Origin of the sequence: Jiangella muralis (assembly GCF_001270745.1) — a bacterium.
GTDB classification, from domain to species: domain Bacteria; phylum Actinomycetota; class Actinomycetes; order Jiangellales; family Jiangellaceae; genus Jiangella; species Jiangella muralis.
Genome location: NZ_LFXL01000038.1, coordinates 22,131 through 47,080, shown reverse-complemented (window position 1 = coordinate 47,080; position 24,950 = coordinate 22,131). Strand labels below are relative to the sequence as shown.

At 73.5% G+C, this 24,950-nt stretch carries 21 protein-coding genes; 14 read left to right on the top strand and 7 right to left on the bottom strand.

Going from position 1 to position 24,950, the window contains the following annotated elements; genetic code table 11:
* The first annotated feature begins 47 nt into the window (after positions 1-47).
* Genes ACW62_RS27090 through ACW62_RS27060 form a run of 7 tightly spaced genes read left to right on the top strand, consistent with a single transcriptional unit; the run spans position 48 to position 9,014 of the window.
* Positions 48-1,283 (top strand): ROK family transcriptional regulator, encoded by a 1,236-nt coding sequence (locus ACW62_RS27090; RefSeq protein WP_205629640.1) that lies wholly within the window; start codon positions 48-50, stop codon positions 1,281-1,283.
* Positions 1,276-3,753: an NPCBM/NEW2 domain-containing protein gene (locus tag ACW62_RS27085; RefSeq protein WP_083460218.1), complete on the top strand. Its 2,478-nt coding sequence runs from the start codon at positions 1,276-1,278 to the stop codon at positions 3,751-3,753. Before ACW62_RS27090 ends, ACW62_RS27085 begins: the two co-directional genes overlap by 8 nt.
* A gap of 28 nt (positions 3,754-3,781) precedes the next feature.
* The gene (locus tag ACW62_RS27080; protein WP_053207241.1) at positions 3,782-5,077 is read left to right on the top strand and encodes an ABC transporter substrate-binding protein; all 1,296 of its coding nucleotides are present in this window, start codon (positions 3,782-3,784) and stop codon (positions 5,075-5,077) included.
* 11 nt (positions 5,078-5,088) lie between these two features.
* Complete coding sequence (locus tag ACW62_RS27075) at positions 5,089-6,024, top strand: carbohydrate ABC transporter permease (protein WP_157575011.1); 936 nt, start codon at positions 5,089-5,091, stop codon at positions 6,022-6,024.
* A gap of 22 nt (positions 6,025-6,046) precedes the next feature.
* Entirely contained in the window at positions 6,047-6,844 is a 798-nt protein-coding gene (locus tag ACW62_RS27070) for a carbohydrate ABC transporter permease (protein ID WP_205629639.1), read from the top strand.
* A gap of 27 nt (positions 6,845-6,871) precedes the next feature.
* Positions 6,872-8,194, top strand: coding sequence for a glycoside hydrolase family 36 protein (locus ACW62_RS27065; RefSeq protein ID WP_053207238.1), 1,323 nt, complete (start codon positions 6,872-6,874; stop codon positions 8,192-8,194).
* 13 nt (positions 8,195-8,207) lie between these two features.
* Entirely contained in the window at positions 8,208-9,014 is an 807-nt protein-coding gene (locus ACW62_RS27060; protein ID WP_053207237.1) for an alpha/beta fold hydrolase, read from the top strand.
* Here the strand turns inward: ACW62_RS27060 and ACW62_RS27055 are convergent.
* The 7 genes from ACW62_RS27055 to ACW62_RS27025 all read right to left on the bottom strand — a co-directional run bounded on the left by ACW62_RS27055 (position 9,002) and on the right by ACW62_RS27025 (position 15,474).
* Positions 9,002-9,790, bottom strand: a complete 789-nt coding sequence (locus ACW62_RS27055; RefSeq protein ID WP_053207236.1) for an alpha/beta fold hydrolase — start codon at positions 9,788-9,790, stop codon at positions 9,002-9,004. The two genes, ACW62_RS27060 and ACW62_RS27055, sit on opposite strands and share 13 nt — an antisense overlap.
* 38 nt (positions 9,791-9,828) lie before the next feature.
* Positions 9,829-11,025 (bottom strand): RNA polymerase sigma factor, encoded by a 1,197-nt coding sequence (locus ACW62_RS27050; protein ID WP_053207235.1) that lies wholly within the window; start codon positions 11,023-11,025, stop codon positions 9,829-9,831.
* Positions 11,022-11,363, bottom strand: a complete 342-nt coding sequence (locus ACW62_RS27045; RefSeq protein ID WP_053207234.1) for a YciI family protein — start codon at positions 11,361-11,363, stop codon at positions 11,022-11,024. The genes ACW62_RS27050 and ACW62_RS27045 overlap by 4 nt, the downstream gene beginning before the upstream one ends.
* Positions 11,360-11,836 (bottom strand): VOC family protein, encoded by a 477-nt coding sequence (locus ACW62_RS27040; RefSeq protein ID WP_053207233.1) that lies wholly within the window; start codon positions 11,834-11,836, stop codon positions 11,360-11,362. Before ACW62_RS27040 ends, ACW62_RS27045 begins: the two co-directional genes overlap by 4 nt.
* Before the next feature lie 518 nt (positions 11,837-12,354).
* Positions 12,355-13,881, bottom strand: a complete 1,527-nt coding sequence (locus ACW62_RS27035) for a tripartite tricarboxylate transporter permease (RefSeq protein WP_053207232.1) — start codon at positions 13,879-13,881, stop codon at positions 12,355-12,357.
* Positions 13,874-14,449: a tripartite tricarboxylate transporter TctB family protein gene (locus ACW62_RS27030; RefSeq protein ID WP_205629638.1), complete on the bottom strand. Its 576-nt coding sequence runs from the start codon at positions 14,447-14,449 to the stop codon at positions 13,874-13,876. The genes ACW62_RS27035 and ACW62_RS27030 overlap by 8 nt, the downstream gene beginning before the upstream one ends.
* Before the next feature lie 23 nt (positions 14,450-14,472).
* Positions 14,473-15,474, bottom strand: coding sequence for a Bug family tripartite tricarboxylate transporter substrate binding protein (locus tag ACW62_RS27025; RefSeq protein ID WP_053207231.1), 1,002 nt, complete (start codon positions 15,472-15,474; stop codon positions 14,473-14,475).
* Positions 15,475-15,631: 157 nt separating this feature from the next.
* Here ACW62_RS27025 and ACW62_RS27020 point away from each other — a divergent pair, with 157 nt between their 5' ends.
* The 7 genes from ACW62_RS27020 (at position 15,632) to ACW62_RS26990 (ending at position 24,949) form a co-directional block, all read left to right on the top strand.
* The gene (locus tag ACW62_RS27020; protein WP_205629637.1) at positions 15,632-17,209 is read left to right on the top strand and encodes an ATP-binding protein; all 1,578 of its coding nucleotides are present in this window, start codon (positions 15,632-15,634) and stop codon (positions 17,207-17,209) included.
* Complete coding sequence (locus ACW62_RS27015; RefSeq protein ID WP_053207229.1) at positions 17,206-17,904, top strand: response regulator; 699 nt, start codon at positions 17,206-17,208, stop codon at positions 17,902-17,904. Before ACW62_RS27020 ends, ACW62_RS27015 begins: the two co-directional genes overlap by 4 nt.
* Before the next feature lie 55 nt (positions 17,905-17,959).
* On the top strand, positions 17,960-19,276 hold the full coding sequence (locus ACW62_RS27010; protein ID WP_169792135.1) for a right-handed parallel beta-helix repeat-containing protein: 1,317 nt from the start codon (positions 17,960-17,962) through the stop codon (positions 19,274-19,276).
* Positions 19,277-20,191: 915 nt separating this feature from the next.
* Positions 20,192-20,623, top strand: coding sequence for a DUF7144 family membrane protein (locus tag ACW62_RS27005; RefSeq protein WP_053207228.1), 432 nt, complete (start codon positions 20,192-20,194; stop codon positions 20,621-20,623).
* Between the two features lie 18 nt (positions 20,624-20,641).
* Positions 20,642-21,478 carry a bestrophin-like domain gene (locus tag ACW62_RS27000; RefSeq protein ID WP_053207227.1) on the top strand — a complete coding sequence of 279 codons (837 nt, stop codon included), beginning with the start codon at positions 20,642-20,644 and terminating at the stop codon, positions 21,476-21,478.
* Positions 21,475-22,272 (top strand): bestrophin-like domain, encoded by a 798-nt coding sequence (locus tag ACW62_RS26995; RefSeq protein WP_053207226.1) that lies wholly within the window; start codon positions 21,475-21,477, stop codon positions 22,270-22,272. The genes ACW62_RS27000 and ACW62_RS26995 overlap by 4 nt, the downstream gene beginning before the upstream one ends.
* Before the next feature lie 115 nt (positions 22,273-22,387).
* Positions 22,388-24,949, top strand: coding sequence for a winged helix-turn-helix domain-containing protein (locus ACW62_RS26990; RefSeq protein ID WP_053207225.1), 2,562 nt, complete (start codon positions 22,388-22,390; stop codon positions 24,947-24,949).
* The last annotated feature ends 1 nt before the right edge of the window (position 24,950 follow it).

Below are 24,950 nucleotides of genomic sequence, written 5' to 3'. Positions count from 1 at the left end.
AGTTACATACTTGACAAAGTTTATTAAGTCTTCGTAGCGTCGGTCCTGTGCCGATCCAGCGAGGCGGCCCGGTCGAGGGAACCCCGGCCGAGGGCGCCGTCTTCCTCTCCGCGTTGACCGCAGGGCCCATCGCCCGCGTCGACATCGCCCGTGAGACCGGGCTGTCGTCCGCGGCCGTCACCCGGGTGGCGAAGCTGCTCATCGACGAGGGCTACCTCGAGTACGCGCCGGACCAGCCGCAGCCGAACAACGGCGACGAGGCCCGGATGGGCCGGCCGAGCAGCCCGCTGCGGGTGCACGCGCGGCAGACCGGCTCGTTCGGCATCATCGTCCGGCGCGACGAGCTGATCGGCATGGTCTGTGACCTCGCCGGCGCGCCGCGGGTGTCCGAACGCCGCCCGCTGGCCGACCCCACGGTCGACGCCGCGGTGGCGGCCATCGCCGCGTTCTACCGCGAACTGGTCGAGCGGGCCGAGGCCGCCGGGTTCGTGGTCGCGCCGCACGACCTCGGGCTCAGCCTGTCCGGCGACATCGACCACGACACCGGCTACGTCCGCTACTCGCCGTTCCTCGGCTGGCGCGACGTCGACCTCGGCGCGGCCGTGTCGCGGGCCGTCGGCGCCCCCGTCGTCGTCGAGAACGACGTCAAGGCGCTCACCGTCGCCGAGCAGTGGTTCGGGCTCGGCCGCGGCATCACCAACTTCGCCGTCGTCACCATCGGCACCGGCATCGGCTGCGCGCTGGTCGTCGACGGCGGCCTGGTCCGCGGCGCCCACAGCGTCGCGGGCGAGATCGGGCACCTGCCGCTCGGCGACCCGGCGGTGCAGTGCCACTGCGGCGCGCACGGCTGCGTCGAGGCCGAGGCGTCGACGAAGGCGCTGCTGGACAGCTGCCGCGCCGCCACCGGCCGCGACGACCTCACCATCGAGACCGCGGTCGAACTGGCCCGGTCCGGCGACGAGCGGGTGCGGGCGATCTTCGCCCGGGCCGGCCGGCTGATCGGGCTGGCGCTGGCCTCGGTGGCCAACCTGCTGGGCCCGGAACGCGTCATCGTCGCCGGTGAGGGCGTGTCCAGCTACGACCTGTTCGAGAGCGCCATCCGCGAGGCGTTCGCCGAGCAGGCGTTCGGCGCCGCCCATCAGGTGCCCATCCACGTGCGCGACCTGCCGTTCGAGGAATGGGCCCGCGGCGCCGCCGCGGTCGCCATCCAGGAACTCGTCTTCCCGTCCCGCCAGCGCGTCGCCCCCGACGTGCGCCGCCGTCCCGGAGTCCGTCGTGTCTGAGTCCTCCACCTGGTCCGTGTCCCACGGCGCCAACACCGTCGCCGTCACCTGGTTCCGCGGCCGGCTCACCTGGACGGTGCTGTCCGGCGGCGTGCAGGTCACCCCGCCCGCGCCGCTGCACCTGCGCACGGGCGACGGCCGCGACCTGCTGTCCGGCGTCACGTACGTGTCCGACTCCGCCCGCGACGTGGCCGAGGAGTACGAGCTGGTCGTCGGCAAGCGGGTCGGCCGGCACACCGTCGACCACCGTGAACGGTCGGTCCGGTTCGCCTGCGCGGGCGGCGGCGAGGTCTCGGTGGTCCTGCGGGCCGGGGCGGACGGCGTCGCGCTGCGGTTCGTGCTGCACGGCCTCGACGGCGCGACGGTGACCGGCGGCGACGTCGCCCTGCACCTCCCGGCGACGGCGCCGGTGTGGCCGCTCACGTACACGCCCTGGTATGAGACCACCCGGTTCAGCAGCACGCTGGACGCCCTGGAGCCCGGCGACTACGGCTTCCCGTTCCTCGCCGAACTGGCCGACGACACCTTCGCGCTGGTCACCGAGGCGGACCTGGACGGCCGGTACGGCGGCTCGCTGGCGCGGTACGCGGGCGGCGGCGCGCTCACCGTCACGCTGGCGAACGACGTGGTGCTCGACGGCGACAGCGTGGCGACGCCGTGGCGGGTGGTGATCCTGGGCGACCTCGCGACCGTCGTCGCGTCGCACCTGGTCGACGACCTCGCACCGGCCGCCGCCGAGGTGCCGGTGTGGGCCCGGCCGGGCCGGGCCGCCTGGTCGTGGTGGTCGGACTTCTACAGCGGCGCCCAGCTGTCCAAGCAGCTGCGCATGCTCGACTACGCCGCCGAGCGCGGCTGGGAGTACGTGCTGGTCGACTGCGGCTGGGACGGTGTCTGGATGCCCGAGCTGGCGGCCGCGGCCAGCGAGCGCGGCGTCGGCGTGTTCGTCTGGGTGGTCTGGGACCACCTGGCGACGCCGGAGCAGCGGACGAAGCTGGCCGAGTGGGCGTCGTGGGGCGTCGTCGGCGTCAAGGTCGACTTCATGGAGTCCGAGGCGCAGGAGCGGTACCGCTGGTACGACGAGGTCATCGCCGAGTGCGCCCGCGTCGGCCTGATGATCAACTTCCACGGCTCGGTCATCCCGCGCGGCTGGGCCCGCACGTATCCACACGTCATGAGCTACGAGGCGGTCCGCGGCGCCGAGTATTACGTCTTCTACAGCGAGCCGCTGACCCCCGAGCACAACACCATCGTCCCGTTCACCCGCAACGTCGTCGGGTCGGCCGACTACACCCCGGTGGCGTTCTCGGCTGCCGCGCGGCTGACCACCGAGGCGCACGAGCTGGCGCTGGCCGTCGTGCTGGAGTCGGGGCTGCTGAACTACGCCGACGACGTCGACGAGTACGCGAAGCGGCCCATCGCGGAGGCGGCGATCGAGCGGATCCGGGCGCACTGGGACGAGACCCGGCTGCTGGCCGGGCGGCCGGGGGAGTACGTCGTGCTGGCCCGGCGCTCGGGCGACGAGTGGAGCGTCGGCGCGCTGTCGGCGCTGCCCGAGCCGAAGCAGCTCACCGTCGACCTCGCGACGCTCGGTCTCGACGGCGACCACGCCGCCACGATCGTCACCGACGACGACGGCGACCGGCTCACGCAGGCGACCCGCACGGTCACCGGCGCAGACACGGTCGAGGTCACGCTGCGGCCCAACGGCGGCGCGCTGGTGCTGCTGGCGCCGTCCGGCCACACCCGCCCGGCGCCCGAGCCGCGCCCGACGGTCGCCGTCGCCGACCCGATCGTGCGCGGCGTCCCCGGCGAGAGCGTCGAGATCGCCGCCGTGGTCAGCGGCGCCGAGCCGCACCTCGTCGTGCCGCCCGGCTGGGACCACGCCAGGACGGTCCGCCCGGGCGTGTGGTCGGTCACCGTCCCCGCGGACACCGAGCCCGGCCACGTCGCCGTCCTCGCCGTGCACGCCGGCGACCCGCTCGGCGCCCGCCGCTCCACCCTCGCGCACGTGCGCGTCGTCAGCCCCCTCGGCGCGGACCCCGCGTCGCTGGTCGCGCTCACCCCCGTCGCCGCCGCCAACGGCAGCGGCCCGGTCGAGCGGGACATGTCCAACGGCGAGGGCAACCCCGCCGACGGCCGGCCGATGTCCGTGGCCGGCGCGCACCACCCCAAGGGACTCGGCGTCTGCGCCCCGTCGGACGTCACCTGGGTGCTCGACGGCACGGCGGCGCGGCTCACCGCGTCCGTCGGCGTCGATGACGAGAGCCCCGCCGGCACGACGGCCACCTGCTCCGTCGTCGGCGACGGCCGCGTCCTCACCACGGTCGAGCTCACCGCGGGCGATCCCGCGCAGGAGCTCGACGTGGACCTCGCCGGCGTCACCCGGCTGCGACTGGTCGTCCGGTCGCCCGACGGTGCCGAGCCCGCGCACGTGGACTGGATCGATCCGCACGTGCGGCCCCGAACCTGATCACCCCACTCACGAGAGGCACACGACGATGAAGTCGACGAAGACCTTGCTGGCCCTGGCGGCCACCGCGGCCGTCCTGACGCTGGCCGCGTGCGGCGACAACGGCGCCTCGGCCGGCGGCTCCGGCGATGACGGCGGCGACGGCGAGGAGGTCAACCTGACCTTCGCGACGTTCTCGCCCGACCAGGAGCCGGCCATCCGGCAGATCCTCGACGTGTTCGAGGAGGAGAACCCGGGCGTCTCGGTCGAGATCCAGATCATCCCGTGGACCGACTACTGGAGCACGCTGCAGACGTCGACCGCCGGCGGCACCGGCCCGGACGTCGCCTGGATGCTCGGCGCGAAGATCGGCCAGTACGTCGACGGCGGGGTGCTGCTGCCGCTGGACGACGCGTTCGAGGAGTCCGGCCTCGACATCGACAAGTACCCGGAGCAGTTGGTCGACCTGTTCGTCGACGACGGCACCACGTACGCGCTGCCCAAGGACTTCGACACCATCGGGCTCTGGTACAACAAGGCGCTGTTCGACGAGGCCGGCGTGGCCTACCCGACGCCGGACTGGACCTGGGACGACGTCATCGCCAACGCGCAGGCCCTGACCAAGCCCGACGGCAGCGTCTACGGCATCGGCGCGCCGATGGACCCGCAGGCCACGTACTACAACACGATCTACCAGGCCGGCGGCGAGGTCATCTCCGAGGACGGCACCACGTCCGGCTTCGACAGCCCCGAGGCGATCGAGGGCATCAAGTTCTGGACGGACATGATCAACGTGCACCACGTGTCGCCCACGCTGGAGTCGTTCGCCGACACCGAGTCGGTCGCCCAGTTCATGTCCGGCCGGCTGGCCATGCTGACCACCGGCTCGTTCTACGCGATCCGGTTCGCGAACGACGAGTACGCGTCCGCGAACCTCGACGTCACCGAGCTGCCGGCCGGCGCCCAGGAGGCGACCATCATCAACGGCATCGGCAACGTGGCGCTCGCCTCGACCGAGCACCCCGAGGAGGCCGCCCGGCTGGCCGTCTTCCTCAGCGGTGAGGAGGCCTCGCAGATCTCCAGCGAGACCGGCACCGTCATCGGCTCCTACGAGGGCACCCAGCAGGCGTTCGTCGACGCGTTCCCGCAGTTCAACCTGCAGGCGTTCCTCGACCAGGCCGAGAACGGCGTCGTCCTGCCGGTGTCGCGCAACACCGACGCGTGGGCCAGCCGCGAGGGCGAGTTCCTCACCCCGGCGTGGACCGGCGAGCAGAGCGTCGAGGATGCCGCGGCCGGGCTGGCCGGCGCGATGAACGAGGCGCTGGCGCAGGAGAACCAGGGCTGAGGATGACCCTCATGCGGACGAAGGGCCCGGCGGCACCACCCGGCGCCGCCGAGCCCCGCCGCCGGCCGAACCGGCATCCGGACAACGCGTGGGCGGTGATCCTGCTCGCGGTGCCGTTCGGCGGGCTGGTGGTCTTCTACCTGTGGCCGCTGCTGCGCACCGTCCTGCTCAGCTTCTCCGAGGGGACCGCGTTCTCCGGCTACACCATCACCGGGCTGGACAACTGGCAGCGGCTGTTCGAGAACGGCGACGACATCTGGCGGGCGCTGCTCAACACGCTGGTGTACGCGGCGATCGTGCTGCTCGGCGTGCCGATCGCGATGGTGATCGCCGCCCTGCTGCACCAGCGCGGGCTACGCGGCCGGTCGTTCTACCGGACGCTGTATTTCGTGCCCGTCGTGACCATGCCGGTGGCCGTCGCGATGGTGTGGCGCTACATCTACAACGGCGACTTCGGGCTGCTCAACGAGGTGCTCGACACCGTCGGCGGGCCGACTCGCGCGTGGGTGGCCGACCCCGACACCGCGCTGTACGCCGTCGCCGTCGTCGGGATCTGGATGGCGCTCGGCACCAACCTCATCATCCTGGCGGCCGGGCTGGAGTCCGTCCCGCAGACCCTGGAGGAGGCCGCGATGCTGGACGGCGCCGGGCCGATCCGGCGGTTCTTCTCCGTCACCGTGCCGCTGCTGACGCCGTCGATCTTCCTGGTGTCGGTGCTGTCGGTGATCGGGTCGCTGCAGATGTTCGACCTGCTGTTCATCATGCTCGGCCGCACCAACCCGGCGCTGGCCGACTCCAAGACGATCGTCTACCTATTCTACGAGGAGGCGTTCGTGCGCAACGACCGCCCGCTCGGCGCGGTGATCGCGCTGGTCACCCTGGTGGTGACGCTCGCGGTGACGGCCGTGCAGTTCCGCCTCCAGCGACGGTGGGTGACCTATGCGTGAGCGGCTGCGATCCCGTCACCTGGTGACGCACGTCGTCCTGATGGCCGGCGCGCTGCTCATGGTGTCGCCGTTCCTCTGGCAGTTCCTCACGTCGCTGAAGACGCTGGGGGAGTCGACCCGAATCCCGCTGACGGTGCTGCCGGCGTCGCCGCGGTGGGAGAACTACTCGGCCTTCTTCGACATCGTCCCGGTCGGGTCGATGGCGGTGAACAGTTTCCTGGCGCTGGTGCTGCGCGTCGCCGGGCAGCTGCTGGTGGCGTCGCTGGCGGCGTACGTGTTCGCCCGGCTGCGGTTCCGGTTCCGCGGGCCGCTGCTGGCCGGGTTCCTCGTCGTGCTGATGGTGCCGCCGCAGCTGTTCGTGATCCCGCAGTACGAGGTGATCCGGACGATGGGCTGGCTGAACTCCGTCCAGGCGCTGGCGCTGCCCGGCATGTTCAGCGCGTTCGGCGTGTTCGTCCTCTACCAGTTCATGCGGACGCTGCCGACGGAGCTGGACGAGGCGGCGCGCATGGACGGCGCCAACCCGCTCCAGATCTACCTGCGGATCATCCTGCCGCTGTGCCGGCCGGCGCTGGCCGCGCTGACCATCCTCACGTCCCTGTTCTCCTGGAACGACCTGCTGTGGCCGCTGATCGTCAACACCGTCCCGGACCGGATGACGCTGCCGGTCGGGCTGGCCACGCTGCAGGGCGCCCAGGGCACCGACTACCCCGTCCTGATGGCGGGCTCACTGCTGACGATCCTGCCGATGGTGCTGGTCTTCGTCCTGCTGCAGAAACAGTTCATCCGCGGCATCGCGATGTCCGGAATCAAGGCCTGACGGCCCCTACCCGAAAGCTCTGTCTCCATGACTCTCTCGCCCGGTTTCGACGTCGTCCACGAGGTTGCTGTCTCCGACGGCGCCGAGATCTTCGAGCACGGCTGGCAGTCGTTCAGCCCGACCACCACGTACGCGCTGGGCGTGCGGCCGCACCGGCCCACGTCGGAGCGGAACCGGATGCTCAACTACCGGCAGTCCTCGCACCCTGGTCCTGACGGCTACTTCGGCGAGGGCGTGCTCGCGGTCGCCGACGGCGCCGGATCCGTGCACGTCGTGGCGGCCGAGGACCCGTTCACGACGGGGGTGCGGCTGCAGGCCGTCGTCTCGGGGTCGTCGGTCGTGGTGGGCGCGGACGGGCCGGTGGCCGTCAGCGTCCTGCCCGGGTCGGACGTGCAGGCCGCGCTGCGGTCGTGGGCGCTGTCGGCCGTTGCGGCTGCGGGGCTGCCGGCGGCCCGGCCCGCGCCGACCGCCTGGTGCTCCTGGTACGAGTACTGGGGCGGCGTGCGCCGCGAGGACATCGTCGAGAACCTGGACGCGATGCGCAGCCTCGATCTCCCCGTCGACGTCGTCCAGATCGACGACGGCTACTCCGCCGAGATCGGCGACTGGCTGACTCCGTCCGACACCTTCGCCGACCTGCGCGGCCTGGTGGAGAAGATCCGCGGCGAGGGCCGCCGGGCCGGCATCTGGCTGGCCCCGTTCTTCGCCGGCGCGCGGTCCCGGCTGGCCGCCGAGCACCCCGACTGGCTGCTGCGGCACCCGCACGGCGGCGCGCTGCACGCCGGGAACAACTGGAACCAGGACCTGTACTCGCTCGACCTGTCGCACCCCGGCGCGGCGGAGTGGATGCAGACGGTGTTCTCGACGTTCGCGTCGTGGGGGATCGACTACTTCAAGATCGACTTCATCGCGGCGGGGGCGATCCCGGGCCGACGGCACTCGGGGGCCGATCCGGTGACGGCGTACCGGGACGGGTTGCGTCTGATCCGGTCCGCGGTGGGTCCGTCCGCTCACATCCTGGGCTGCGGGGCGCCCGTCCTGCCGTCCGTCGGCCTCGTCGACTCCATCCGGGTCAGCGCCGACACCGGCCACACCTTCGCTCCCGACGACGGTGACATGTGCTCGCCCAGCCAGGAGGCGGCCCTGCTCAGTGCGCATGGGCGGCAGTTCATGAACGGCGTGTTCTTCGCCAACGACCCCGACTGCCTCATCGTCGGCCCCAAGGTCGAGAACCGCGAGGCGTGGGCGGCGCACGTCGAGTCGGTGGGCGGCGCCGTCGTCAGCAGCGACCGGCTGGCCGGCCTGGACGACTGGGGCCTCGAGACCACTCGGCGGTTGCTGACCCGCTGAGTACTCTCGACCCATGCCGCACGTGAGCTCGGCCGACGGTACGGCGATCGGCTACGACCGGATGAGCGACGACGGGCCGACGGTGGTACTCGTCGGCGGCGGGCTGGACGACGGCAGCGAGAACGTGCCGCTGGGCGAGCATCTCGCCGCCTCGGGGTTCGCCGTCGTCAACTACCGGCGCCGCGGGCGGGGCGACAGCGGCGACACCGCGCCGTACGCCGTCGAACGGGAGGTCGAGGACCTCGCCGCGGTGATCGACGCGGCCGGCGGGCGGGCGCACCTGTTCGGCGCGTCGTCGGGCGGCGCGCTGGCGCTGGAGGCGGCGGCCGCCGGGCTGCCGGCGCAGCGGATCGCCGTCCACGAGGTTCCGTACCTGGTCGGCGAGCCGCTGGTCGGGGCCTGGCGCGCGTACGTCGACGGCCTCGGGGCCGCCCTGGACCGCGGCGACCGCGACGAGGCGTTGCGGCTGTTCATGCGGCTGGCCGGGTCGCCGGAGGAGCAGATCGCGGCGGCCGAGGCGGCGCCGGTCTGGCCGGCACTGCGCGAACTGGCCCCGACGCTGCGCTACGACGCCGCCTGCCTCGGCGACGGCCCGCCGCCGGCGGACCGGCTGGCGGTCGTCGGGCAACCGGTGCTGCTGTCCACCGGCGCGACCGTCGACCCGCACTCGGCCGGGCTGCCGGTCGACTTCTTCGGCGCCGCGGCCGACGTCGCCGCGGCGAGCCTGCCGGACGCCCGGCGGCTCACCGTCGAGGTCGCCGGCCACGTCGCCGATCCGGCGCTGCTGGCGCCCGAGCTGGCCGCGTTCTACCGCGCCTGAACCGCGGCCCGGCGGATCGGCAGCGACGTCGTGACCGGGTCCTGGGTGAGGAAGTCGGCGACGACGGCGGTGACGGCGGCCGGCTTGTCGGTCAGCAGGTCGTGAGACGTGCCGGGGACGACGGCCAGCTCGCCGCGCGGGAGGGCGCGGTAGAGGGCGAGCGTGTGCTCCGGCGCGATGATGTCGTCGTCGGCCGCGACGACGAGGGTCCGGACGTCCAGCCGGGCGAGGTCGTCTGGCGTGATGCGGAGGTCCTCCGCCGCCAGCGCCATGATCTTCGCCGCGACGACGGGGAAGTGGTCGCGGCCGTCCGGCGAGACCTCCGCGTAGGCGTCGACGACCTCGGCCGGCATCCCCGCGAGCGGGTCGTCGCCGTCGTCGGGGCCGGGCTCCGGCGCGAACAGCCAGCCGGACGGGTCGAACACGCCGCTGATCAGCACCAGCCGCTCGACGAGGTCGGGCCGGCGCAGCGCGGTCAGCAGCGCGACCACGGCGCCGTCGCTGTACCCGGCGACCCGGGCCGGTCCGTCCAGCCGCTCCAGCAGCGCGACAGTGTCGTCGGCCATGACGTGCTGCGACAGCGGCCCCTCGACGTCGGGGGAGCGGCCGTGCCCACGCCGGTCCGGCCGCACGACGCGGAACCGGCCGGCCAAGCCGCCCAGGTCGCCGGTGAACTCGCTTCCGTCGCTGAAGCCGCCGTGCAGCAGCACCAGCGGCGGGCCGGCGCCGTCCTCCGCGACCCAGCAGCGGGCGCCGTTCACCTCGATGTAGGTCATGACAGGAGTAGACCAGGCGGGCCGGCGGCACTCATCGGCTAGGTCCAGCGCAGCCGCTCGTGCAGGATCGCCTGCTCGGCCGGGTTGCTGGTCAGCCGCAGCGCCCGCTCGTCCGCCGCCCGCGCCTCGTCCGGACGGCCGAGGTCGCGCAGCAGCCCGGCCCTGGTCGCGTGCAGCAGGTGGTACCGGTCCAGTTGGTCGCCCAGTTCGTCCAGCGACCGCAGTGCCGCCGACGGCCCGGCCACGTAGCGCAGCGCGACCGCCCGGTGCAGCCGCGTCACCGGCGACGGCGCGACGGTCAGCAGCAGGTCGTAGAGCAGCACGATCTGCTCCCAGTCGGTGTCCTCCCAGCGGGCCGCCTCGGCGTGACAGGCGACGATCGCGGCCTGCAGCTGGTACGGGCCCGGCCGCTGCCGCCGCGCCGCCCGGGTGAGCAGCGCGACGGCGTCGGCGATGGCCACGTGGTCCCAGCGGGACCGGTCCTGGTCGGCCAGCAGGACGAGGCCGCCGTCGGCGGAGAAGCGGCCGCCCTGCCGGGCCCGGTGCAGCCGGATCAGCGCCAGCAGCCCGGCCACCTCCGGCTCGTCCGGCAGCAGCTCGTGCAGCAGCGCCGCCAGCCACGCCGCGTCGTCGACCAGCCGCTGCGAGGCCACCTCACCGCCGGAGGACAGGTAGCCCTCGTTCAGCATCAGGTAGACGACGGTGAGCACCTCGCCGACGCGGTCGCCGAGGTCGGCGTCGGACGGCAGCCGGTACGGGATGCCGGCGTCGGCGATCTTCCGCTTCGCCCGGGTGATCCGCTGCGCCACCGTCGCCTCGGGGACGAGGAACGCGCGGCCGACCTGCGCCGTCGTCAACCCGCACACCACCCGCAGCGTCAACGCGACCTGAGCCGGCCGCGGCAGCGCCGGATGGCAGCAGGTGAACACCAGCCGCAGCCGCTCGTCCGGCTCCGGCGGGACCGGCCACCGCACCCGCGCCAGCTTCTCCCGGTACCGGGCCTCGCGTCGCAGCACGTCCAGGCCGCGCCGCCGGGCGACGGTGAACAGCCAGGCGTCCGGCCGGTCCGGGATGCCGTCGACCGGCCAGCGCTCCAACGCCGCGACGACGGCGTCCTGGACGAGGTCCTCGGCGGTGGAGAAGTCGCCGATCAGCCGGACCAGGGCGGCCGCGAGCCGGCCCGCGTGCTCGCGCACCACCCGGGCCAGCTCGTCGTGAGCGTCGCCGGGGCTCACGACTCCAGCGGCCGGATCTCGACCACCGGGCAGCCCGGCCACGTCCGTGCCATCGCCAGCGCCTCGTCCAGGTCGGCGACCTCGACCTCGAGGTAGCCGCTGACCACCTCCTTGCCCTCGACGAACGGGCCGTCGGTGACGATCGGCTCCGGCCCGTCGAGGCGGACGGTGGTCGCGGTGTGCCGGTCCTGCAGCTTGCTGCCGCCGCGGATGACCTGACGGTGCTCGGCCATCCACTCGTCCACGAGGGCGAACGCGCGGGCACGGTCGTCCGGCGTCAACGCCTCGAGATCGGCGTGGAACTGCTCGGTGTCGACGAACAACAGCACGTACTTCACGTCGGTCCGGCTCCCTGCATGGTGGCGAGGCGACGTGTCAGCTCGTCCGCCGCGACGTCCTCGACGTGCGTCGCGATGGTCCAGCCGTGCCCGAACGGGTCGACGACGTAGCCGTCGCGGTCGCCGTAGAACTGGTCCTCCGGCGCCCGCTTCAGCGTCGCTCCCCGCTCGACGGCGCGGGCCACGACCGCGTCGACGTCCTCGACGTAGAGGAACAGGAACGCCGGCGTCCCCGCCAGCCCGCCGGACGGCGGCGGCTCGGTGCCCATCATCGGCGACGCGTCCTCGACGATCAGCACAGAGTCGCCGATGACGATCTCGGCGTGGGCGACGCTGCCGCCGGGCCCGGGGAAGCGCATGCGCTCGGTCGCGCCGAACACGTCGGCGTAGAACTCCAGCGCCCGCGCCGCCCCGCGCACGACGAGGCAGGGGGTGATCCGGCGGTAGGTGTCCGGGATCGGTGTCACGCTCATGGGTCCTCCTGAGTCTTCGGTCCTTTCTACCCAGGAGACGAACGGGACGGCGGCGTTTACGACAACGCGGCAGCTCCCTCCATGATCATGTTCCCTCGCGGTCGCTGACACGCCGCGAGGGAACATGATCATGGAAGTGGGGCGGCGCGTTCGATGGCAAAACGCGTCCTCGATACTCGCCAGTGCACGGTCCCCGACATCGAGGCCTCGACCCACGGTCGGCGTCACCAACGATGTAGGACCGCCAACGCCCTGACCTTCGCATTCACCGCGGCGACTTACCTGTGAGCTGCTCGCGTTCAGGCGGCGCTCGTGTTGCCGCGCCCACTTCGTGTCAGCACGTCCCCCGGCCGACCATGATCATCGACTGGTGGCGACGTCATGATGTCGCTACCGGTTGATGATCACGTTGGTCCGCCGTCACGGCCGAGCGCACCGAGCTTCCATGTGATCGCCGAGACGACACCACGCTTCCACGGCGCCGTGGTGCCGAGGTGGATCACAAGGGCCCGAAAAGATCACGACATCACGGCCGGCTCCTTCTCGTTCAGGCGCCGCTCGCGCTGCCGCGCCCACAGCGCCAGGCCGAGCAGCACCGACAGCAGGCCGTACGCCACGGCCGCGAACGGGCTGGTCACGAGCGCCGTCAGGTCGCCCTGGCTGATCGCGAGCGTCCGGCGCACCTGCTCCTCCGCCATCGGGCCGAGGATCATGCCGACGACGAGGGGCGCGGCCGGGTAGCCGTGCCGGCGCATGAAGAACCCGGCCAGCCCGATGCCCAGCAGCAACAGCAGGTCGACAGGTGAGAAGTTGAGCGCGTAGCTGCCCAGCGCGGCGAAGGTGAGGATGCCCGCGTACAGGTAGTGACGGGGGATCTGCAGCACCTTCACCCACAGCCCGACCAGCGGCAGGTTGAACACCAGCAGCATGAGGTTGCCGATGTAGAGGCTCGCCACCAACGTCCACACCAGTACCGGCTGGTTCTCGAACAGCAGCGGCCCGGGCTGGATGCCGTACGTCTGGAACGCCGCGATCATCACCGCGGCGGTCGCGGTCGTCGGCAGGCCGAGGGTCAGCAGCGGCACCAGCACGCCGGCGGCCGCGGCGTTGTTGGCCGCCTCGGGACCGGCGACGCCCTCGATGGCGCCGTTGCCGAACTCGTCCTTGTGCCGGCCCTTGGCCAGCCTCTTCTCCGTCGCGTAGGAGAGGAAGGTGGAGACGTCGGCGCCGCCGGCCGGGATCGTCCCGACGGGGAAGCCGATGGCGGTGCCGCGCAGCCACGGCCGCCACGACCGCGACCAGTCGGCCCGCGACATCCACGAGCGCCAGCCGCGCGGCACCGGGATCACCTCGACCGGCCCGTGCCGCAGCCGCGACGCGACGTGCAGCGCCTCGCCGACGGCGAACACGCCCACCGCGACGACCACGACGTCGACACCGTCGGCCAGCAGCGGGACGCCGAACGTGAACCGCTGCTGCCCGGTGAGCGTGTCGGTGCCGATCAGCCCGACGAACAGGCCCAGCGCCAGCGACGCCAGCCCGCGCGCCACCGACGACCCGAGCAGCGCGCCCACCGTCACGAACGCGACGACCATCAAGGCGACGTAGTCGGCCGGGCCCAGCTGCACGGCCCAGTCGGCGATCACCGGCGCCAGCAGCGTCAGCAGCAGCGTGCCGATGGTTCCCGCCACGAACGACCCCAGCGCGGCCGTCGCCAGCGCGGCGGCTCCGCGGCCCGTGCGCGCCATCTTGTTGCCCTCGACGGCGGTGACGATCGACGCGGACTCGCCGGGCGTGTTGAGCAGGATCGACGTCGTCGAGCCGCCGTACATGCCGCCGTAGTAGATGCCGGCGAACACGATCATCGCGGCGGTGACGTCCAGCTCGTAGGTCAGTGGCAGCAGCAGCGCGACGGCCATCGCCGGGCCGATGCCGGGCAGCACGCCGACGGCCGTCCCGACGAACACGCCGAGCAGCGCGTACAGCAGGTACATGGGCTGGAGGGCGTTGGCGAAGCCGTCCAGCACCGCGGTCGCGTCAGCCATCGATGAGCGGCACCCCCTCGAGCCAGCCGACGGGCAGCGACAGCCCGAGCCCGGTCCCGAACACCGCCTGCAGCACCAGCCCCAGCAGCAGGCCCACCACGACCGGCCGCCACCACGGCCGTGCGCCCAGCGTCCACGCCGCCCCGGCGAACAGGACGGTGATGGCCAGCGGCCAGCCGATCCGCTCGATCAGCCAGGCGTGCGCCAGGAACACCGCGACCAGCTGCACGACGGTGCGCCAGTCGGTGCCGGCGTTGGGGTCGACGTCCTCGCCGTCCTCGGCCGCGCCGACCCGGCCGCGTGCGGTCGCCACCAGCACCGCGATGCCCGCGCCGACGAGCACCGCGCCGACGACGTACGGGAAGGTCCGCGGCCCCATCGCGTTCGACGACCCGGGCACCGCGATCGTCGCGGTGTCGAACAGCACGAACACGCCGAGACCGGCGATGAGCGCGCCGATGACGTACTCCTCGGCCCGGCCGAGGAAGGAACGCCCGGGCCCCGGCCCGCCGAGCCGCCCGCCGGAGTCCGGCGGGCCGGGGAGGCCGGTGCCGCTCGCGGTTGGCACCGGCCCGTCCATGGCGGGCACCGTCACTGCACCAGCCCGATGTCGCGCAGGACGTTCTGCACGGACGTGATCTCCTCGCCGATGAACGCGTCGAACTCCTCACCGGCGAGGAACGTGTCGCCCCAGCCGGCCCGGTCCAGCTCGGCCTTCCACTCCTCGGACTCGTGCAGCTCGGTGACGAGGTCGACCAGCGCCGCGCGGTCCTCGTCGGAGATGTCGCCGGCCGCGACCAGCCCGCGCCAGTTCGTCAGCTCGACGTCGTAGCCGGCCTCGGTCAGCGTCGGCGCGTCGATGCCGTCGACCCGCTCCGGGCCGGACACCGCGAGCGCGCGCAGCTCGCCGGCCGCGACCTGCTCGGAGTACTCGCCGATGCCGGAGATGCCGGCGTCGACCTGGCCGCCGAGCAGCGCCGCCAGCGACTCGCCGCCACCGGAGTAGGCGATGTAGTTGAGCGTGTCGATCAGCTCCTCGGCCGGCACCCCGGCGTCCTTGAGCAGCAGCCCGGCGAGGATGTGGTCGGCGCCGCCGGCCGATCCGCCGGTGACGGCGACGTCCTTGCCGGTGGCGACGATGTCGTCGACCAGGTCGTTCACGGTCTGGTAGGGCGACTCGGCCGGGACGACCACGATGAGGTCCTCCGACGTCAGCCGGGCGATCGGGGTGGTGTCCTCGAGCCGGGCCTGCGACTGGTTCGTCTCGACGGCGCCGACCATGACCAGGCCGGTCACCATCAGCGTCGTGCCGCCGCCGCGCTGGTTGGCCAGCTGGGCCAGCCCGACGGTGCCGCCGGCGCCGCCGACGTTGGTCACCTCGGCGCCGCTGGCCAGGCCGGTCTCGTCGAGCGCCTTCTGGAACGCGCGGCCGGTCTGGTCCCAGCCGCCGCCCGGGTCGGCCGGAACCATGATGGACAGATCGTCGACGCTGGAACCGGAGTCCGTCGTCGAGTCGCCGTCGTCGCCGCCACAGGCGGTCAGCACCGCCGTCAGCGCCATCGCGCCGATCGCGAGCCGGATGGGACCTCGCATGACTCCTCCTGGTGTCTGTGGTGCACGCCACAGTGGCGTGGTGACGTTGGAGGCTAGGAGCGGAGCGGTCCTTCCCGGAACTCTCCGGTCGTACTGGTCGTATTGATCATTTCGGTCGTGTTTCGGTCCGGCGCCGCCTCGGTGCACACTGATGCGCATGCTCAGGTCGGTCTCGTTGCGGGTGCAACTGCTCGCGCTGCAGCTGGCGATCGTGCTCGTCACGGTCGTCTCCGCGGGCGGGCTGGCCGCGTGGCTGCAGGCCGAGCAGATCCGCGACAGCTACCAGGACCGCATGGTCGCGGTCGCCGACAGCGTCGCCGGGCTGCCGTCGGTGCTCGACGCGTTCGACGACCCGGACCCGTCGTCGACCATCCAGCCGCTGGCCGAGCTGATCCGCGAGGCCTCCAACGTCACCTACGTCGTGGTCACAGACGGGGACGGCATCCGCTACTCGCACCCGGACCCGGAGCGCATCGGCGAGCCGGTCTCCACCGACCCGAGCGTGCCGCTGTCCGGCGAGGTGTACGTGGGGACGCAGACCGGCACGCTGGGCCGCTCGTGGCGGGTGAAGGTGCCGGTGTTCGACGCGGGCGGGACGGTCATCGGCACGGTGTCGGTCGGCACGCTGGAGTCGGAGCTGCAGGACGACCTGCTCGAGGACATCCCGACGCTGCTGGCCTGGCTGGCCGGCGCCGCGGTGCTCGGCACGCTGGGCGCGACCTGGGTGACGCACGTCGTCCGGCGGCGCATCTTCAAGCTGGAGCCGGACGAGATCGCGACGCTGCTGGAGACCCGCGACGCCATGCTGCATGGCATCCGCGAAGGCGTCGTCGCGCTGGACGACGCGGGCCGGGTCGCGCTGGTCAACGACGAGGCGCGGCGGCTGCTCGACCTCGACGGCGACGTGTCCGGCCGGCCCGCCGCCGACGTGCTGGAGCCGACGCTGGCCGCCGTCGCGACCGACGACGCCGACGTCACCGACCGGCTGGTGCTGGCCGGGGTGCGGATCCTGGTGGTGAACCGGCGGTCCGCGACGTCCGACGGCCGCTCCGTCGGCGTGGTGCTGACGCTGCGCGACCGCACCGAGCTGCACGACGCGCTGCGCGAGCTGGAGGGCGCGCGGTCGCTGACCGAGGCGCTGCGGGCGCAGGCGCACGAGTTCTCCAACCACCTGCACGTGGTGTCCGGGCTGCTGGAGCTGGGCCGCACCGACGACGCCGTGTCGTTCATCGACCGGGTCGGGCGCGGCGGCACCGTCACCCGCACCGTCGCCGAAGGGGTGACGGCGCCCGCGGTCTCGGCGCTGCTGCTGGCCAAGGCCGCGACCTGCCGCGAGCGCGGGCTGACGCTGCGGGTCGACGCCGAGTCCCGGCTGGACGACGACGGCGACGAGCTGGTGACGATCCTCGGCAACCTGGTCGACAACGCCGCCGACGCGACCGGCCACGGCGGCACCGTCGACGTCCGCATCGACCAGTCCGACAGCGGTGAGGTGCGGGTGCTGGTCGCCGACGACGGCCCGGGCGTGCCGGTCGGCCAGCGGCAGCTGATCTTCGCCGCCGGGTTCACCTCGAAGACCGCGTCGCCGGGCGGCGGGCGCGGCATCGGGCTGGCGCTGGTGCACCGCATCGTGCAGCGCCGCGGCGGCCGGGTGACGGTGCGCGACGCCGCCAGCGGGGGAGCGGAGTTCGAGGTCGTGCTGCCCGCGCGGGTCCCGGCAGGTGCCCGCCCGTGAGCGACGTCCGCACCCTCGTCGTCGACGACGACTTCGCGGTCGCCGCGATCCACCGCGGGTTCGTCGAGGCGGTGCCAGGGTTGGCCGTCGTCGGCGAGGTGCACCTGGGCGCCGACGCGCTGCGCGCCGTCGAGGAACTGGAGCCGGAGCTGATCCTGCTCGACATCTACCTGCCGGACATCTCCGGCATCGAGTTCCTCAACCGGCTGCGGGCCAGGTCCGCGCCGCAGGTCGACGTCATCGCGATCACCGCGGCGCGCGAGCTGGCCACCGTCCGCGCCGCGATGGCCGGCGGCGTCATCGACTACCTGGTGAAGCCGTTCACGCTGGACGTGTTCGCCGACCGGATGAACACCTATCTGGCCCGCCGCGAGCAGTTGCGCCGCACCGCGGCCCGGGCCGCCGGCGGTCGGCTGGACCAGGACCAGGTCGACGAGCTGCTGCGCAGCCCGGCCGCGGGTGCCGTCAAGCTGCCGAAAGGGCTGTCCGAACGGACGCTGGACCTGGTGTCGGCCGAACTGGCCGGCGCCGGCGGCGACCTGTCCGCGTCCGAGCTGGCCGAGCGGGTGGGGCTGTCGAGGATCAGCGCGCGGCGCTACCTGGAGCACCTGGCGGCGACGGGGCGCGCGACGGTGGCGCCCCGGTACGGGTCGGCGGGCCGGCCGGAGCACGGCTACCGCTGGCTGCCTAACTGATCACATTCGGCGGAACCGGCCGCACGCGGCGGGGCGGCCCGGTTACCGTGCGGCGGTGAGTCCACGTCTGCGCCCCGCGGCCCTGCTCGTCGTCGCCCTCGTCGCCGCCGGATGCTCCGGCGACGACTCCACCTCGTCCGGCCCGAGCCCTTCCGGGGGCGGCGCCGAGGTGGTGCGGGTGCCGGCCGACGCGGCGACGATCACCGAGGCGGTGGCCGCGGTCGCCGAGGGCGGCCTGGTGCTGGTCGAGGCCGGGACGTACGCCGAGGCGGTCGTCGTCGACAAGGCCGACGTCACCATCCGCGGGCAGGACCGCGACGGCGTCGTCGTCGATGGCGAGGGCGAGCGGGCCATCGGGATCCTCGGCATCGCCGACGGCGTCCGGGTGCAGAACCTCACCGCGACCCGGCACACGCTGGCGGGGGTGCTGATCTCGGGCGTGCACGACGCGTCCGGCAACGTCCCCGGCGACGGCTACAGCAGCGAGGCGCCGGAGGCGGAACTGCTGCAGCGCTACGAGGTCCGCAACGTGACCTCCACGAACAACGGCCTGTACGGCATCTACGCGTTCCACTCCCAGCACGGCGCCATCGTCGACAGCTACGCCTCCGGCGGCGCCGACTCCGGGTTCTACCTGGGCCAGTGCGAGGACTGCGACGCCGTCGTCAGCGGGAACGTGGCCGAGCGCAACGCCGTCGGGTTCGAGAACGCCAACGCCTCCGGCGGCGTGCTGATCACCGGGAACCGGTTCGCCGGCAACCGGGTCGGGCTGACGCTGACGTCGGACTACCAGGAGGCGTTCGTCCCGCAGCGCGACAACCTCGTCGTCGGCAACGTCATCAGCGACAACGTGCAGCCCGACTCGCCGGCGCAGGCCGAGGGCGGGTTCGGCATCGGCATCGGCATCGCCGGCGGCCAGCAGAACGTCATCGAGCGGAACCTGATCGGCGGCAACACCACCGCCGGCACCCTCATCTCCAGCGCCGAGGACGTGCCGTCGCTGGACAACCGGTTCGTCGCCAACACCTTCGCGGCCAACCGCGTCGACATCGCCGACGTCTCCACCGAGCGGGCGCCGTCGACCGGGACGTGCCTGGACGGGAACGGGTTCGCGTCGGTGCTGCCGGAGGCCATCGCGGCGGCGGTGTGCCCGGCGGGGACGGCGGCGATCTCCGGGGTGGCGCTGACCGACGTCCCGGCCGCACCGCCCGGCGTCCCGTTCCTCGACGTGACGCTCCCTGGCCCGCAGCCCGGCCTGGACGGCGACCTCACCGCCGTCCCGGAACCGCTGCCGGACACCCCCGAGCGGCCGGCCACCGACGCCCTGCCGGTGCCCGACGCGACGCTGCTCGCGGACCGCTCCGCGCTCTAGCTTCTCGGTCTCCGAACTCCGGCACTCGAACCGGGTGTGAACGGGTGTCGCGTGGCCGGTTCCGCTCCACATGTGCAGACGCATGCCGCGTCGTTTCCGCAGCGATCTCACGTCGATCTCGGCCGCGACGACCCTGCGCCCACCCCCGGCGCGCCACCGGGGTGAGCCCACCGGGGTGAGCCCACCGGGGTGAGATCACTGTGCTTGCCGGGTGGCGTAGCTGTTGCCAGAGCAGCAGTGATCCACCCCACCCGGCGCAGCGATCTCACACGGTGGTGTGCCTGGGTCTGCCGCGTTCGCCGGGGGTCGCACGTTGGTCGTCCCCCTGGCGCCCATTTTCTTGGCCGCGCACGCGCGCCTCAAGTCCGCGCCCGCTGTGGTCGGCGTTCGCTGTGGCCGGGGGCTTGGACTTGACCCGCACGCACGCGGCCAAGAACGGGCACCTATCAGGGGGACGGGGAAAGACTGGGCACGCCTCACTTCACGCGCGCCGGGGGCACCTCACCCGCGTGAGCATCGCATAGCCGCCGGCGAAGACGCTCATCCGGTGCTGCGGCGGGTGAGGTGCCCACCACGCGAGTGACGTCGACGCCCTGGGCCGTCTTCGATAGCGAGAAACGTCCGAAAGGCCCCTCGACGAACACGACTCCCGCCATCGAAGACGGCTCCGGAAGTCGAGGACACCCAACGGTGCACCGGCAGGAACGGGCGAACGGCGAACGCCGCACCGCTTGTCGAGTTGTACCAACAACACGGGGTTGGTCTGCCAGAGGTACGCCTTTCCGAGGAACTAGACAGCGAGTGGCGCATTGGCCGCCACCGATCGTCGGCTCGTCCATCCGCGGGACTCCTGGCGTGGGCCATCACCCGCCCGGGGTGATGCGCCAGGTCACGGCGGCGCGGGAGTGTCGGGGTATGACCGACATCGAGACGCCGATCGATGCACCGCCGGGCCGCCGCGAGCCGTCCGCGTGGGCCGTCGGCTGGACTGTGTTCGCCGCCGTCATGATGGCGATGACGGGCACGTGGCACGCGATCGCTGGGCTGGTCGCGCTGTTCGACGATGACTTCTTCACCCAGGTGCGCGAGTACGTCTTCGACTTCGACGCGACCACCTGGGGCTGGATCAACCTCATCCTGGGCATCGTGCTGGTGATCGCCGGCGCCGCCCTGATCACCGGGTCGGTCGTGGCCCGCGCGGTCGGCGTCGCGTTCGCCGCGATCAGCATGGTGGCGGCGTTCGCGTGGCTGCCGTACCAACCGGTGTGGGCGGTCCTCATCGTCGCCGCGTCCACCGCCGTCATCTGGGCGCTGACGGTGCACGGCCGCGACATCGCCGACGGCTGAGCCGGCCGGCGGGCGCCGATGAACATCGTCGTCGCCGCCGTGATCATCGTGGCGGTGACGGCGGTGGCGATCGCCGCGATGCTGCTGGTCCGGCGGCGTGCCCCGGACGGCAGCTACTTCCACGACGGCGACCGCGCCGCCGGGGTGTTCGGCGTCCTGGCCACGGGGTTCGCGGTGCTGCTCGGGTTCGTCGTCTTCCTCTCCTTCACCAGCTACGACGCGGCACGGACCGGCGCCGAGGACGAGGCGCTGCTGGTCGCGCAGCAGGTCGAGACGGCGCAGTTGTTGCCGCAGCCCACGGCCGCGGAACTGACGGGACAGCTGGTCTGCTACGCGCGGTCGGTCGCCGGCGTGCAGTGGGAGCGCATGTACGCGGGCAACCTCGGCGAGGAGCTCAACCCGTGGGGCGCGCAGTTGTTCCGCACCATCCGGACGGTCCAGCCGGAGACCCCGGTCCAGGAGTCGGCGTTCGACACCTGGCTCAGCCAGACGTCCGCGCGGGAGCAGGCGCGCAACGACCGCATCCACGGCGCGGTCGGCGTCATCCCGGCGCCCATGTGGATCGTGCTGATGCTCACGTCCGGGCTGATCTTCGTGTACATGCTGTTCTTCGCCGACAGCGGCGAGGCGATCCAGGTGCAGGCGCTGCTGATGGGCACCGTCGTCTCCGTCATCACGGCGCTGCTGCTGCTCGTGCAGGCGCTCGACGACCCGTTCCACCCGGGCATCGGCGGGCTGCGGCCGGTGGCGATGGAGCGGGCGCTGCAGGTCATCGACCAGGAGCTCGAGCTCGTGGGCGACACCAACCCGCCGCCCTGTGACGAGCGTGGCGTCGCGCCGGCGGCCGGCGGATGAGCTGGCTCAGCTCGCTGCCGGCCGGCGTGCTCGTGGTGGGCTGCCTGGTGCTGGCGCTGCTGGTCGTCGTCGCGTCGACGGTGGCCGTGCGGGCGCTGGTGCCGGAGGCCGGACGCGATCGCGTGCAGCAGATCGCCGCGCCGCTGATGCCGGCGCTGGGCGCGGCGTTCGCCATCCTCACCGCGCTGACGCTGTCCAGCGAGGCCGGCTACCTGCGGACGGCGGAGGGCTACGTCAGCGACGAGGGTGCCGCCGCGGCCCGGCTGGCCTGGGCCGCCACCAACCCGGGCGTCGACCCCGAGCCCGTCCACGCCGCACTGCGCGACTACCTGACGACCACCCGCGACCGCGAGTGGAGCGGCGCGGCCGCCGCCAGCGGCGACGACCCCGACACCGAGCGTGCGGTCGCCGCGCTGGAGCGGGCGGTCCGCACGGAGGCGGCCCGCTGGCCGGACATCGGCACCCCGGCGTCGACCGAGTTGCTCACCTCGGTGGACGCCGTGACGAGCACCCGGCGGGCCCGCATCGTCGCCGCCGACCACCAGATCCCGGGGCTCTACGTCGGCACGCTGGTGGCCAGCGGCGTCGCGCTGATCGTCAACGCCAGCGCGCTGGCCGTCCGCGGCGGGACGCGGATCTCGCTGCTGGTCGTCGGCCTGGCCGGGGTGGTGGGGCTCAGCCTCGCGCTGCTGTTCGCGCTCAGCGCGCCGTGGCGCGGGCCGATCACCGTCGGCGGCGATGCCATCGACGCGGTGGTCAGCGACCTCGACACCGGATTCTTCACGCGTGGATGAGAGCGCTCTAACCCGTTCCGGGTGATGGCGCGCACCCGGCCCGCGCCGAGAGTGGGCACACGGGGGGTGAGGCATCGTGACGGGGCACGCTGCCAGAACGGCCGAAGGTGTGCGCGTGGACGGGGGCCGGCCGCTGCCGCCCGTCACCCGCCTGAGCCCGCCGCCGCACGCGTTCCCCGCAGTCAGCCGGCGCCGCCTGGCCGACGCGATCGGGGAAGGCGTCCGCGGCGCGCCGCTCACCCTGGTCCGCGCGCCCGCGGGGTCCGGCAAGACGGTGGCCGCCGCGACCTGGGCGGCCCAGCCCACTCGTGGTGCGTCGACGGTCGCGCTGGCCGGCCCGCCCGCGTGGCTGACGCTCGACGAGGTCGACGACCGGCCCGGCGCGTTCTGGTCGGACGTGGCCGCCGCCATCGCCCGGGCAGGCGTGTTCGTAGACGGCGCGCCGGATATCGCACGCGATGCCGACCCGGCGCGGATCGACCGCCTCGCGGCCGGGCTGCTCGCACACGATGCGCCGGTGGCGCTCGTGCTGGACCAGGCCGAACGCCTGACCGACCGCCGCATCGGCCGTCAGCTGGACCAGTTGCTGCGGGCCGCCGCTCCGCGGTTCCGGCTGGTCCTGGTCACTCGCGCCGAGCCGGTGCTGCCGCTGCACCGGTACCTGCTGGACGGGACGGTGGCCCAGGTCCGCTACGACGACCTCGCCTTCACCCTCCCCGAGGTCGGCGCGCTGCTCGAGCTGCACGGCGTGCGCACCCCGGAACTAGCGAGGATCGTCGCCGATCGCACCGAGGGCTGGGCGGCGGGCGTCCGGTTCCTGGCACTCGCGGCGCAGCAGCGCCCCGCCAGCGCCGCGGCCGACGTCGCCCGCGCCGCCCTCGTGCCGGCCGGTTCGGCGCTGGCCGAGTACCTGGCGGCGGAGGTGCTCGAGGCGCTGCCGCCGGACCGCCTGGACTTCCTGGCCCGCGTCAGCGTCGCATCCGAGTTGCCGCCCGGCCTGGCGCGCGAGCTGACCGGGCGGGACGACAGCGAACGGCTGCTGTCCGAGCTCGCGCGCGGCAACGCCTTCGTCCTGCCGGTGCCCGGTGCGGCCGGCAGCTACCGGACGCACCCGCTGGTCCGCGGCCTGCTGGGCACGGTGCTGGCCGACGAGAGCCCCGCGGCGACCGGCGAGCTGCGCCGCCGGGCCGCCTACTGGTTCGCCGGGGCGGGCCGCCTCGCCGAGGCGGTGGAGCAACTGGCGGCCGCGGAGGACTGGGCCGGTGCAGCGACCCTCGTCGTCGACGGCGCCGCGCTCGCCCCGCTGCTGGTACGGGGCGCGTCGCCGGAGCTGTCCGGGCGGCTGGAGCGACTGCCCGATGACGTGGACGCCCCGGCCGTCGCGGTGCTGCGGGCGGCGCTCGCCGTGCGGCACGGTGACCTGAGCCGGGCCGCACGGGAGCTGTCCCGGTGCGACGAGCACCTCGCCGCGGTGGGGGACGACGCGGCCGGCGCCGCGCTGGCCCTGGCCACCGCGGTCACCCGCACCGTGCTGTCCGACGCGGCCGGTGACACGGACGCGACGCTCGCGGCCGCGGGTCAGGCGCGGGACGCGCTGCGCTCGCCGTCCGCCGCGCGCTCGGGCCGGCACGACGAACTGCTGGCGCTGGCGCTGCTCGCGGCCGGCACCGCGTGGCTGCGGGCCGGCGACCCGGGCGCCGCCCGCACGGACCTGACCGCCGCGCTCGCCGTGACCGGGGACCACGGCGAGCGCGGCGGCCCGGATGACGGCGTGGCCGCGGCGATCCGGTTGCGCATCCTCGGGATGCTGGCGCTGGCCGAGGCCGGCCGGGGAGCGCTGTCGCGGGTCGCGGACCTCGCCGGCGCCGCCGAGGAGCTGGCGGCCGGGCGAGCCGTCGCCGCCACGGACCGGCCCGCCGCCGCCCATCTGGCTCGCGCATGGGTGGCGTCCCAGCAACAGGACCTGACCGCCGCCCAGCACTGGCTGCGCCGCGCCCTCCGGGTGCCGGAGTGCCGAGCCGACACGCTGCTGTCGTCGGTCGCGACGCTGCTGCAGGTCCGGCTGCGGCGCGACCAGGGCGACGCAGACGGCGCCCGGCGGCTGCTGCGCGGGGACGACGCCGGCCCGGCCTGGGTCCGCGCCCTGATCAGCGCCGAAGCGGCCGCCCTCGACGGCGGCCTCGTCGCCGAACCCCGCCCGCCCGGGATCGAGTCGCAGGCCGCCCGGGTGGAGCAACTGCTCCGGCACGCGCACCGGCAGCTCGGCCGGGGCGCCGGCGGAACCGGCCGGTCCGACCTCGTCCGGGCGCTGGCCATGGCCCGGCGCGAGCGGCTGCGGCGCCCGTTCACGCACGTCTCGCCGCAGGTCCGCCGGCTGATCCGCACCGACACCGTGGTGTCGGCGCGGGCGGACTGGCTGCGCCCCGAGCCGAATCCGCCACCGCGGCGCACGCCCGGACCGGAGACCGACGTCCCGCCGGTCGGCCGCGCGCTGTCCGGCCGCGAGCTGGAGGTGTTGCGCCACCTGTCGTCGCTGCTCACGACCGAGGAGGTCGCGTCGGCGATGTACATCTCCGTCAACACCGTGCGCACCCACGTCCGCGGCATCCTGAGCAAGCTGTCCGCGTCGCGGCGGAACGAGGCGGTCCGGCGGGCCCGCCAGCTGGGCCTCGTCTGAC